The organism is Mycobacterium talmoniae, from assembly GCF_001854525.1.
GTDB lineage: Bacteria > Actinomycetota > Actinomycetes > Mycobacteriales > Mycobacteriaceae > Mycobacterium > Mycobacterium talmoniae.
The window spans coordinates 1-11,791 of the sequence record NZ_MLQM01000168.1 but is presented as its reverse complement, the minus strand read 5'-3'; the positions used below and the strand labels follow the sequence as shown (position 1 = coordinate 11,791).

General features: G+C 68.7%; 9 protein-coding genes and 2 tRNA genes. 8 read left to right on the top strand and 3 right to left on the bottom strand.

The features are described 5' to 3' along the window. Window positions 1-86: 86 nt before the first annotated feature. On the bottom strand, window positions 87-1,274 hold the full coding sequence (locus BKN37_RS22150) for a serine hydrolase domain-containing protein (RefSeq protein ID WP_071029101.1): 1,188 nt from the start codon (window positions 1,272-1,274) through the stop codon (window positions 87-89). 35 nt (window positions 1,275-1,309) lie between these two features. After that, window positions 1,310-1,380, bottom strand: a tRNA-Gly gene (locus BKN37_RS22145). Between the two features lie 108 nt (window positions 1,381-1,488). On the opposite strand from BKN37_RS22145, the gene BKN37_RS22140 reads away from it, so the two are divergent. From BKN37_RS22140 to clpP2, 4 genes are all read left to right on the top strand, one after another. Beyond that, a tRNA-Pro gene (locus BKN37_RS22140) sits at window positions 1,489-1,565 on the top strand. A 45-nt stretch (window positions 1,566-1,610) separates the two neighbouring features. Beyond that, window positions 1,611-2,978: a trigger factor gene (gene tig / locus BKN37_RS22135; RefSeq protein WP_071029100.1), complete on the top strand. Its 1,368-nt coding sequence runs from the start codon at window positions 1,611-1,613 to the stop codon at window positions 2,976-2,978. 105 nt (window positions 2,979-3,083) lie between these two features. Continuing rightward, window positions 3,084-3,668, top strand: a complete 585-nt coding sequence (locus BKN37_RS22130; RefSeq protein WP_095407174.1) for an ATP-dependent Clp protease proteolytic subunit — start codon at window positions 3,084-3,086, stop codon at window positions 3,666-3,668. Further along, entirely contained in the window at window positions 3,665-4,300 is a 636-nt protein-coding gene (gene clpP2 / locus BKN37_RS22125) for an ATP-dependent CLP protease proteolytic subunit ClpP2 (protein ID WP_071029098.1), read from the top strand. Before BKN37_RS22130 ends, clpP2 begins: the two co-directional genes overlap by 4 nt. 31 nt (window positions 4,301-4,331) lie before the next feature. Here the strand turns inward: clpP2 and mmuM are convergent, their stop codons facing one another. Continuing rightward, window positions 4,332-5,222, bottom strand: coding sequence for a homocysteine S-methyltransferase (gene mmuM, locus BKN37_RS22120; protein WP_071029104.1), 891 nt, complete (start codon window positions 5,220-5,222; stop codon window positions 4,332-4,334). A gap of 230 nt (window positions 5,223-5,452) precedes the next feature. On the opposite strand from mmuM, the gene clpX reads away from it, so the two are divergent. The 4 genes from clpX (at window position 5,453) to mobA (ending at window position 10,690) form a co-directional block, all read left to right on the top strand. After that, window positions 5,453-6,736: an ATP-dependent Clp protease ATP-binding subunit ClpX gene (clpX, locus tag BKN37_RS22115; protein ID WP_071029097.1), complete on the top strand. Its 1,284-nt coding sequence runs from the start codon at window positions 5,453-5,455 to the stop codon at window positions 6,734-6,736. 312 nt (window positions 6,737-7,048) lie between these two features. After that, window positions 7,049-8,995, top strand: coding sequence for a 2-oxoacid:acceptor oxidoreductase subunit alpha (locus tag BKN37_RS22110; RefSeq protein ID WP_071029103.1), 1,947 nt, complete (start codon window positions 7,049-7,051; stop codon window positions 8,993-8,995). Continuing rightward, entirely contained in the window at window positions 8,992-10,083 is a 1,092-nt protein-coding gene (locus BKN37_RS22105; RefSeq protein ID WP_071029096.1) for a 2-oxoacid:ferredoxin oxidoreductase subunit beta, read from the top strand. The genes BKN37_RS22110 and BKN37_RS22105 overlap by 4 nt, the downstream gene beginning before the upstream one ends. A 1-nt stretch (window position 10,084) precedes the next feature. Then, window positions 10,085-10,690: a molybdenum cofactor guanylyltransferase gene (gene mobA, locus BKN37_RS22100; RefSeq protein ID WP_278184970.1), complete on the top strand. Its 606-nt coding sequence runs from the start codon at window positions 10,085-10,087 to the stop codon at window positions 10,688-10,690. Window positions 10,691-11,791: the final 1,101 nt, after the last annotated feature.

Sequence of the window (11,791 nt, the reverse complement as noted above, 5' to 3'; positions counted from 1 at the left end):
GACCGGGTGGACCCGGCCACCGGTGACCTGACCAATCCCAGCGGCGGTCGCGGCGAGTCCGCGGCCGCCGCCGGCTTATCGGCCGGTCAGGACACCGCGACGCCGAGCGCGGCGTAGACCTCGCTGGACAGCGCCACGCTGCGCGGGTCGGCGTTGGCCTTGGTGGCGTCGAAGCGGTTCATCACGTACGCGTAGCCGATGCGGTGCTCGAGGTCGACGAAACCGAACGACCCGCCCAGCCCGCCGTGCCCGAAGATCCGCGGGTTGGGGCCGTTGACCCCGCGCTGGTTGAGCATGTACCCCAGCCCCCAGCCGTGGTCGGCCACCCGCGGCCCCAGCACCAGATCGGTGTCGAAGCCGCCTTGGGACACCCGGATCCGGTCCATCTGGGCGCGGCTAAGCAGCTTCTCCTGGGCCAGCCCGTTATAGACGGTGGCCAGCCCCAACGCCGACACCTGCGCGTTGGTGCCCGGAAACTCCAGCTGCCGCCACAGCTCCAGGTTGTTGGAGCCCAGTTCGTCGTCGGGGGCAAAGCCCATCGCCACCGACAGCCCCGCCTTCGGGTGCTCGGCCAGGGTGGTGGGGGCGGCCGGGGCGCCGGCCGACGCCATCATCTCGCGGATGGTGGGTTTGGCGACCAGGTCGGCGCAGCGGCGGCGTTGTTCGGCGACCGGCACCCCGATGTGGATTTCGGCACCCAACGGCTCGGCGACCTCCCGGCGCAGGTACTGCCCGACGGTGCCGCCGGTGACCCGCCGGACCACCTCGCCGAGGATGAACCCGTAGGTGGTCATGTGGTAGCCCTGCGCGGTCCCCGGCGCCCACCACGGCTCGGCCGCGACCAACCGGTCACAGACCAGATCCCAGTCGGCGACGTCTTGCCAGCGCATCGGGGTGCGCGGCCCGATCGCCCCGGACCGGTGGCTGAGCACCATCGCGATGGTGATGTCGCCCTTACCGGCGCGGCCGAACTGCGGCCAGTAGCGGGCCACCGGCGCATCCAGCTCCAGTTCGCCGCGCTCGACGAGCTGGTGCACACAGGTGCTGGTGATGCCCTTGGTGCCGGACAGGACGGTGGCCAGGGTGTCTTCCCGCCAGGGCCGCTGGCCGGCGGCGTCGGCCGACCCGCCCCACAGGTTGACGACGAGCTCCCCGTCGACAAACGCGGCGACGGCGGCGCCGACCTCGTCGCGCACCGCGAAATTCAGCTCGAAGGCGTCGCGCACCCGCTGGAAACCCGACGCGCACGAGCCGTGAATTTCGACGTCGCTCACGTCGCCTCCTGTCGAGGAGATACCCCCCACTTTTGAGCGGGCGACGGGAATCGAACCCGCGTAGCTAGTTTGGAAGACTAGGGCTCTACCATTGAGCTACGCCCGCATGCCTGACTATCGCCAGACTTTACCGGCGCGGCCGATGCCAAATCCAATTGACGTGACGTCACTGTCACCGCGGTGTCGCCGGGCTTTAGGATCGTCGAGGTCAGCGCGGGGTGTAGCGCAGCTTGGTAGCGCATCCGCTTTGGGAGCGGAAGGCCGCAGGTTCAAATCCTGTCACCCCGACCACTACGACCACGCCGACCGTCGATACCGACACCGAGGAGTACAGCCGTGAAGAGCACCGTCGAGCAGTTGAGCCCCACCCGGGTTCGCATCAATGTGGAGGTGCCCTTCACTGAGCTGCAGCCCGACTTCGACCGCGCCTACAAGGAGCTGGCCAAGCAGGTGCGGCTGCCCGGGTTCCGGCCCGGCAAGGCGCCCGCCAAGCTGCTGGAGGCCCGCATCGGGAAGGAGGCGATGCTCGACCAGGTCGTCAACGAGGCGCTGCCCGGCCGGTACGGGCAGGCGGTCACCGAATCGGAGCTGAAGCCGCTGGGCCAGCCCGACATCGAGGTGACCAGCAAGGAGTACGGCCAGGACCTGGTGTTCACCGCCGAGGTCGACGTCCGCCCCGACATCACGCTGCCGCAGCTGAGCGCGCTGCAGCTCAGCGTGGACCCGATCGAGATCAGCGACGACGAGGTCGACGCCGAGCTGCAGTCGCTGCGGGCCCGGTTCGGCACCCTGACCGGGGTCGAGCGGCCCGCCGCCGACGGCGACTTCGTCTCGATCGACCTGTCCGCCACCGTCGACGGCGAGGAGCTGCCGGAGGCGGCCACCGAGGGCCTGTCCCACGAGGTGGGGTCGGGCCGGCTGATCGACGGCCTGGATGAGGCGATCGTCGGCTTGACGGCCGGGGAGTCCAAGGTGTTCACCACCACGCTGGCCGCCGGCTCGCACGCCGGGAAGGAAGCCCAGGTCACCGTCACGGTTGGCTCGGTCAAGGAGCGCGAGCTGCCCGAGCCCGACGACGAATTCGCCCAACTGGCCAGCGAATTCGACACCATCGAGGAGCTGAAGGCCAACCTGGCCGACCAGGTTCGGCAGACCAAGCGGGTCCAGCAGGCCGAAAAGATCCGCGAGGCGGCGTTGGACACGCTGCTCGAGCAGGTCGACATCCCGCTGCCCGAGGCGGTGGTGCAGGCCCAGGTCGACAACACCGTGCACAACGCGCTGCACGGCCTGGACCACGACGAAGACAAGTTCGCCGAGCAGCTCGCCGAGCGGGGTTCCTCCCGCGAGGAGTTCGACGCCGACGCCCGCTCGGCCGCCGAGAAGTCGGTCAAGACCCAGCTGTTGCTGGATGCGCTGGCCGACGACCTCGAGGTCGAGGTCGGGCAGAACGACCTGATGGAGCACCTGATGCTGATGTCGCGCCAGTACGGCATCGAACCCCAGCAGCTGCTGCAGGTGCTGTCGCAGCAAAACCAGCTGCCGGCGGTGTTCGCCGATGTGCGGCGGGGACGCACGATCGCCGCGGTGGTGCAGGCCGCCACCGTCACCGACACCGACGGCAACGTGATCGACACCACCGAGTTCTTCGGCAGCCCGGAGGCCGACGAGGCCGAGGATGCGGAGACCGCCGACGACGGCGAGTGACGCTGTGAGCGAACGCCGGCAGTTCAGGGAGTGCGCGGCGGCGCGGGTTGGTTAGTGTCGATGCAGACGGAACACAACGAAAGCAGGTAACCCACTGTGAGCGACATGCGTTCGAACGGGCAGGGGCTCAACCTCGTCGACTCGGTGTATGAGCGCTTGCTCTCCGAGCGGATCATCTTCCTCGGGTCGCAGGTCGACGACGACATCGCCAACCGGCTGTGCGCGCAGATTCTGCTGCTGGCCGCCGAAGACCCGACCAAGGACATCTCGCTGTACATCAACTCGCCGGGCGGGTCGATCAGCGCCGGGATGGCGATCTACGACACCATGGTGCTGGCGCCCTGCGATATCGCCACCTACGCGATGGGCATGGCCGCCTCGATGGGCGAGTTCCTGCTGGCCGCGGGCACCAAGGGCAAACGGTATGCGCTGCCGCACGCCCGCATCCTGATGCACCAGCCGCTGGGCGGGGTGACCGGCAGCGCCGCCGACATCGCCATCCAGGCCGAGCAGTTCACGGTCATCAAAAAGGAGATGTTCCGGCTCAACGCCGAGTTCACCGGCCAGCCGATCGAGCGCATCGAGGCCGACTCGGACCGCGACCGCTGGTTCACCGCCCAGGAAGCCCTCGAGTACGGCTTCGTCGACCACATCATCACCCGCGCCCAGACCAACGGAGCCACGTCATGAATCCCGAAATCGCACCGCAGGCGCGTTACATCCTGCCGTCGTTCATCGAGCACTCCAGCTGGGGCGTCAAGGAATCCAACCCGTACAACAAGCTGTTCGAGGAACGCATCATCTTCCTCGGCGTGCAGGTCGACGACGCGTCGGCCAACGACATCATGGCGCAGCTGCTGGTGCTGGAGTCGCTGGATCCCGACCGCGACATCACCATGTACATCAACTCCCCGGGTGGCTCGTTCACCTCGCTGATGGCGATCTACGACACCATGCAGTACGTGCGGGCCGACATTCAGACGGTCTGCCTGGGGCAGGCCGCGTCGGCGGCGGCGGTGCTGTTGGCCGCCGGCACCCCGGGTAAGCGGATGGCGCTGCCCAACGCCCGGGTGCTGATCCACCAGCCGTCGCTGGCCGGGGTGATCCAGGGCCAGTTCTCCGACCTGGAGATCCAGGCCGCCGAGATCGAGCGGATGCGGACCCTGATGGAGTCCACCCTGGCCCGCCACACCGGCAAAGAGGCCGAGGTGATCCGCAAGGACACCGACCGCGACAAGATCCTGACCGCCGACGAGGCCAAGGACTACGGGATCATCGACACCGTGCTTGAGTACCGCAAACTGTCGGCGCAGTCCGCCTAGTTTTGCGTTGACTCTGCGCTGAGGGCGCTGTCTACTCGCACTTCTGCGCCCTGGACGCAGAGTCAACGGCGCGGGCGACCGCGGCGATGTCGGCCGGGCCCACCCGGCAGCAGCCGCCGATAATGCGCGCCCCGGCGGCCACCCAGTCGGCGGCCAGCTCCGCGCGGAACTGTGGTCGGCCCACCCACCGGCCGTGCTCCCAGCGTTCCCCGCTGTTGGGGTAGACGATCACCGGCTTTCCGGTGACCTCGGCGGCCACCGCGATCGCGGGCAGCACATCGGCGGGGGAGCAGCAGTTGACCCCGACCGCGACCAGCTGCGGCACCCCGGCGGCCACCGCGAACGCCTCGCGCAGCGGCTGCCCGGCGCGGGGCCGGGCCCCGGCGATGGGGTAGCTCAGCCAGGCCGGCACCCCCGCCTCCGCCAGCACCCCGACCAGCGCCTCGGCCTCGTCGAGATCCGGGACGGTCTCCAAAGCCAGCACGTCGGGGCCGGCCGCGGCCAGCACCTGCAGCCGCGGCCGATGCCAGGCCGCCAGCGCGGCCACCGGCAGGCCGTAGCGCCCGCGGTACTCCGAGCCGTCGGCCAGCGCCGCCCCGTAGGGGCCGATCGAGGCGGCCACCCAGCGCGGCCCGCCGGCCCGGGCCAGCTGCACGCTGCGCTGCAGCAGCCGCGTCGTCGCGACCCGGTCGAACCCGCGGGCGGCGAAACCGTCGAACGAGGCCTGGTAACTGGCGGTGGTGGCGATCACGGCACCGGCGCGGCGAAACGCGGTGTGCACGGCCTCGATCTCGGCCGGGGCGTCGACGAGCAGCCGCGCCGACCACAGCGGGTCGGACAGGTCGTGGCCGCGGGCCTCCAGCTCGGTGGCCAGGCCTCCGTCGCTGACCAGCACGGTATCGTCGGGCACGGCGAACGCCACGGTCGCCACTGTAGGTCGGTCCGCTCGGTGGATAACAGCCGCGACACGGCGGCGCGTCTCATCAGCCCCACGGCGCGCACAGGCGTTATGTTCTCAAGCGGACAGGGACAAATACCACCGACGCGATTCGGTCCTATCGGTCGCGTCACGCCGGAGCAAGCGGGTAGCGTCGGGACATACACTCTCGGCACCACCCACGAAGACCGAACAGGAAGTAGGCCCTCAGCACCATGGCGCGCATCGGAGACGGCGGTGACCTCCTGAAGTGCTCGTTCTGCGGGAAGAGTCAAAAGCAGGTCAAGAAGCTCATCGCCGGCCCCGGCGTTTACATCTGCGACGAGTGCATCGATCTCTGCAACGAGATCATCGAAGAGGAGCTCGCCGACGCGGACGACGTCAAACTCGATGAGCTGCCTAAACCCGCGGAGATCCGGGACTTCCTGGAGGGCTACGTGGTGGGCCAGGACACCGCCAAACGCACCCTGGCGGTGGCGGTCTACAACCACTACAAACGCATCCAGGCCGGGGAGAAAAGCCGCGATTCGCGGTCCGGGGAGCCCGTCGAGCTGACCAAGTCCAACATTTTGATGCTCGGACCCACCGGCTGCGGCAAGACCTACCTGGCGCAGACGCTGGCCAAGATGCTCAACGTGCCGTTCGCGATCGCCGACGCCACCGCGCTGACCGAGGCCGGCTACGTCGGCGAGGACGTCGAGAACATTCTGCTCAAGCTGATCCAAGCCGCCGACTACGACGTCAAACGCGCCGAGACCGGGATCATCTACATCGACGAGGTCGACAAGATCGCCCGCAAGAGCGAAAACCCGTCCATCACCCGGGACGTCTCCGGGGAGGGCGTGCAGCAGGCGCTGCTGAAGATCCTGGAGGGCACCCAGGCGTCGGTGCCGCCGCAGGGCGGACGCAAACACCCGCACCAGGAGTTCATCCAGATCGACACCACCAACGTGCTGTTCATCGTGGCGGGCGCGTTCGCCGGGCTGGAGAAGATCGTCTCCGACCGGGTCGGCAAGCGCGGGCTGGGATTCGGTGCCGAGGTCCGGTCCAAGGCCGAGATCGACACCACCGACCACTTCGCCGAGGTGATGCCCGAAGACCTGATCAAGTTCGGGCTGATCCCGGAGTTCATCGGCCGGCTGCCGGTGGTGGCCTCGGTGACCAACCTGGACATGGACGCCCTGGTCAAGATCCTCTCCGAGCCGAAGAACGCGCTGGTCAAGCAGTACACCCGGCTGTTCGAGATGGACGGGGTGGAGTTGGAGTTCACCCCGGACGCGCTGGAGGCGATCGCCGATCAGGCGATCCACCGCGGCACCGGGGCCCGCGGGCTGCGCGCCATCATGGAGGAAGTGCTGCTGCCGGTGATGTACGACATCCCCAGCCGCGACGACGTCGCCAAGGTCGTGGTCACCAAGGAGACCGTGCAGGACAACGTGCTGCCGACCATCGTGCCGCGCAAGCCGTCCCGCTCGGAGCGTCGCGACAAGAGCGCCTGACCCGCGGCCGCGCGGGCGGCGCGCTAGCAAATGTTACTCACGCGTAGGCGGCGTTCTTAGACTTGACGCGCCAGCAACAGTGACGAAAACCACAATCACCGCGCCCGCGCACCGCGGCAACATCGGTGACCTCGAACTTTCGCGCCGTATCGGCGGCGTGTCCGGCGCTCGTGGCGTCGAGGCATCCCTAAGAGCAGTGCAATAATCGGTACCGGCAGTGACATAAAAATTTTGGGCGGGGCCACTCCAACGATGCGCGCGGGTAGACGCGAGGCTGGGTGCCCGTAGAAAACGGTTATGGAAGGCGGGGACGTGGGTCCGAACGGCAACGGGGCCGGGCCAGGCGCGGCACCGGAGCGGCACAAGCTCGAAAAGGTGGTCATCCGGTTCGCCGGTGACTCCGGGGACGGGATGCAGCTCACCGGTGACCGGTTCACCTCCGAGGCGGCGCTGTTCGGGAACGACCTGGCCACCCAGCCCAACTATCCCGCCGAGATCCGCGCCCCCCAGGGCACCCTGCCCGGGGTGTCCTCGTTCCAGATCCAGATCGCCGACTACGACATTCTCACCGCCGGTGACCGCCCCGACGTGCTGGTCGCGATGAACCCGGCCGCGCTGAAGGCCAACATCGCCGACCTGCCGCGTGGCGGGCTGGTGATCGCCAACTCCGACGAGTTCACCAAGCGCAACCTGGCCAAGGTCGGCTATGACGCCAACCCGCTGGAGAACGGGGAGCTGTCCGACTACGTCGTGCAGGCCGTCGCGATGACCACGCTGACGCTGGGCGCGGTGGAGTCCATCGGCGCGACCAAGAAGGACGGTCAGCGCGCCAAAAACATGTTCGCGCTGGGGCTGCTGTCGTGGATGTACGGCCGGCCGATCGACACCAGCGAGACGTTCATCCGGGAGAAGTTCGCCCGCAAGCCCGATGTCGCCGAGGCCAACGTGCTGGCGCTCAAGGCGGGCTGGAACTACGGCGAAACCACCGAGGCGTTCGGCACCACCTACGAGGTCTCCCCGGCGAAGCTGCCGGCCGGCGAATACCGGCAGATCTCCGGCAACACCGCCCTGGCCTACGGGGTGGTCGCCGCCGGTCAGCTGGCCGGTATCCCGGTGGTGCTGGGCAGCTACCCGATCACCCCGGCGTCGGACATCCTGCACGAGCTGTCCAAGCACAAGAACTTCAACGTGATCACCCTGCAGGCCGAGGACGAGATCGCCGGGATCGGCGCGGCGCTGGGCGCCTCCTACGGCGGGGCGCTGGGGGTCACCAGCACCTCCGGTCCGGGGTTGTCGCTGAAGTCCGAAGCGGTCGGGCTGGCGGTGATGACCGAGCTGCCGCTGCTGATCATCGACGTGCAGCGCGGCGGGCCGTCCACCGGGCTGCCCACCAAAACCGAGCAGGCCGACCTGCTGCAGGCGATGTACGGCCGCAACGGGGAGTCCCCGGTCGCCGTGCTGGCGCCGCGGTCGCCGTCGGACTGCTTCGACGCCGCCATCGAGGCGGTGCGGATCGCGGTGACCTACCACACCCCGGTGATCCTGCTGTCCGACGGCGCCATCGCCAACGGCTCCGAGCCGTGGCGCATCCCCGACATCAGCGGCTACCCGGCGATCCGCCACGAGTTCGCCAAGTCCGGGGAACCGTTCCAGCCGTACAACCGTGACCCGGACACGCTGGCCCGCCAGTTCGCGATCCCGGGCACCCCGGGCCTGGAGCACCGCATCGGCGGGCTGGAGGCCGCCAACGGGTCGGGCAACATCTCCTACGAGCCGGCCAACCACGATCTGATGGTGCGGCTGCGCCAAGCCAAGATCGACGGGATCGAGGTGCCCGACCTACAGGTCGACGACCCGACCGGCGACGCCGAGCTGCTGCTGCTCGGGTGGGGCAGCTCCTATGGGCCGATCGGTGAGGCGTGCCGGCGCGCGCGCCGCAAGGGCATCAAGGTCGCCCACGCGCAGCTGCGGAACCTCAACCCGCTGCCGGCCAACCTCGGTGACGTGCTGCGCCGCTACCCGAAGGTGGTGGCGCCGGAGATGAACCTGGGCCAGTTGGCGCTGCTGCTGCGCGGCAAGTATTTGGTCGACGTCCAGTCGGTGACCAAGGTGGCCGGGATGGCGTTCCTGGCCGACGAGGTCGAAGGCATCATCGATGCCGCGCTGGACGGCACGCTGGCGGAAAAAGAAACGGACAAAGCCAAATTCGCACGGCTGGCGGCGGCTACCGTGGGTAGTGGTGTAGGAGCTGAGGCATGACTGAAGTGATCGGCAACCGGATCGGCGTGGACCTCGGTCTGACGCCCGGGCCGTCCAAGATGAGTCTGGTCCCCACCACCGAGGCGCCGCAGAAGGCCAAGGACTTCACCACCGACCAGGAAGTCCGCTGGTGCCCCGGCTGCGGCGACTACGTCATCCTCAACACCATCCGCAACTTTTTGCCCGAACTCGGGCTGCGCCGGGAAAACATCGTCTTCGTCAGCGGGATCGGGTGCTCGAGCCGGTTCCCGTACTACCTGGAGACCTACGGTGTGCACTCCATCCACGGCCGTGCCCCCACCATCGCGACCGGCCTGGCGGTGGCCCGCCCCGACCTGTCGGTGTGGGTAGTCACCGGTGACGGCGACGCCCTGTCGATCGGCGGCAACCACCTGATCCACGCGCTGCGCCGCAACGTCAACCTGACGATCCTGCTGTTCAACAACCGGATCTACGGGCTGACCAAGGGCCAGTACTCGCCGACCTCGGAGGAAGGCAAGGTCACCAAGTCGACGCCGATGGGCTCGCTGGACCACCCGTTCAACCCGGTGTCGCTGGCGCTGGGTGCGGAGGCCACCTTCGTCGGCCGCGCCCTGGACTCCGACCGCAAGGGGCTGTCCGAGGTGCTGCGGGCGGCGGCCGAGCACCGCGGCTCGGCGCTGGTCGAGATTCTGCAGGACTGCCCGATCTTCAACGACGGCTCGTTCGACGCGCTGCGCAAGGAAGGCGCCGAGGAGCGGGTGATCCACGTCCGCCACGGGGAGCCGATCACCTTCGGCTCGGGCGGCGAATACTGCGTGGTGCGTTCCGGGTTCGGGCTCGAGGTGACCAAGACCGCCGACGTCGCCGCCAGCGAGATCGTGGTGCACGACGCGCACTCCACCGACCCCGGCTACGCGTTCGCGTTGTCGCGGCTGTCCGACCAGAACCTCGACCACGCCGTGATGGGCATCTTCCGTCAGGTCGACCGGCCCACCTACGACGACGCCGCCCGCGCCCAGGTGGCGGCGGCGCGGGAATCCACCCCGCACGACATGGCCGCCCTGCAATCGCTGCTGCGGGGCCGCGACACCTGGACCGTCGACTGACGTGGTCCCCCCGCCGCCGCTCCCGCTCGCCGGGATCGTGCTGGTCGGGGGGCAGTCGCGGCGGATGGGTCGCGACAAGGCGACCCTGACCGTTCCGGACTCGCTGGGCGGTCGGACGCTGGTCGAGCACCTGGTCGACGTGGTCGGGCAGCGCTGTGCCCCGGTTTTGGTGATGGCCGCGCGCGGACAAACCCTGCCCGAGCTGCCCGCGCGGCTGCTGCGCGACGAGGTCGCGGGCCTGGGCCCGCTGCCGGCGGTGGGGCGCGGTTTGCAGACCGCGGCGGCCGGCGGCGCCGAGTACGCCTTCGTCTGCGCGGTCGACATGCCGCTGTTGACCGCCGAGCTGATCGACACCCTGGCGGGCGCGGCCGCGCGGGTGGATTCCGACGTGGTGTTGCCGTGGGACGGCCGCGACCACTACCTGGCCGCGGTCTACCGGACCCGGCTGGCCCCGCGCATCGCGGACCTGGTGGCCGCCGGCGAACGCCGGATGGGCGCGTTGGTCAACACCGTCGACGCGCAACGCATCGTGGTGCCCAAGGCCCCGACGCTGGCCAACGTCAACTCACCCGCCGATCTGCAGGCCCTGCTGCCCCCGCCCCGGTAAAGACCATTCCGGCAAATTGCGCAGCCGAAATTAAATAATTGCGTGCGCGGTCCTGTGTGATGGCGACGTTATATTTCTCGGCAAAATATGGTGCGGGCCGCTGTCGGTCGCGAGTCCTCGTGTTATCCGGGTTCGACGGGCCCCGCGTATTGCGTTGGGGCAGCGGGAGATTGGGCGTCTGGGCGGCGGCGGTCACCGGCGCCGGGCCGGCGTCAGATCGCCGGAATAGCGGTGTCGACGCCGCCGCGGTGCGCCGCCGAATTGCGGCGTTTCGGCGGCGACTGTGGCGGAGTGGGGCGGCCCGGAAAGCGGGGCGCGTGCCGTTGTCGCCGAAGTTTTCGCCGCCCGCGGCCGCCGGAACGACTTTGCTGTTGTTGTGAAAGGTCTTGTGGCCCTAGTTTTCCCTGGTATCAGCGTTCGCTGATCGGGGCGGGCACGGGTCGGCGGCGCCGCCGCCGGTCGCCGGGTGGTGGCCGGCCCAAGACCGGTGCCAACCCGCCGCGGCGGCGCCACCCGGCGAAACCCGTGGCGCAGCTCACAAAAATTGCGTGATTTGGCTCACGAAAACGCCCATACCGAGCGCATCTGGTGTGGTTGAAAAAGCATCGCGTGACCTGGGAAATGTTTATCCGACGTCGTCGTGATCGTCTCGTTATCGGATCGAGATATCGCTCGTGTCGAAGATGACGAATGGCAATTTGGTCTCGTACCGTCCATGTCGACCCCGCGAGGGGCAAACCAAAATCGAATCCACGGACCCGCGTGAGGGGGGCTGCAGACGGCGCTAGCCAGCCCGCAGCCGTCGGGCAGCAGCCCGTAGGGCAGACCCATGTCCCCACCGTCGTGCCGGAACGAGACGGCACGTCCGAAGCACCACCTTGCCTGCATAGGCAGCGGCCCAGCGTTGGGCCTGCTTCGGCGCGCGCCCCGCGAAAGGAACGATATTGAACCACGTCCGTAAGACGCTCGTCATCGCCGCGATTGCCGGGGCCCTGGCCAGCGCGCCGACGGCCTCCGCCGATGACATCGACATCAGTGCGCCGGGCGACTCGGTGAACACCGAGAACGCGGCGTTCGAGGCCCCGGCCGAGGACCTGCCCC

What these genes read in the sequence shown, in the direction of transcription:
- BKN37_RS22130 (WP_095407174.1), top strand. Translation starts at nt 3,084, where the DNA reads ATGCGTTCGAACGGGCAGGGGCTCAACCTCGTCGACTCGGTGTATGAG.
- clpP2 (WP_071029098.1), top strand. Translation starts at nt 3,665, where the DNA reads ATGAATCCCGAAATCGCACCGCAGGCGCGTTACATCCTGCCGTCGTTC.
- clpX (WP_071029097.1), top strand. Translation starts at nt 5,453, where the DNA reads ATGGCGCGCATCGGAGACGGCGGTGACCTCCTGAAGTGCTCGTTCTGC.
- BKN37_RS22105 (WP_071029096.1), top strand. Translation starts at nt 8,992, where the DNA reads ATGACTGAAGTGATCGGCAACCGGATCGGCGTGGACCTCGGTCTGACG.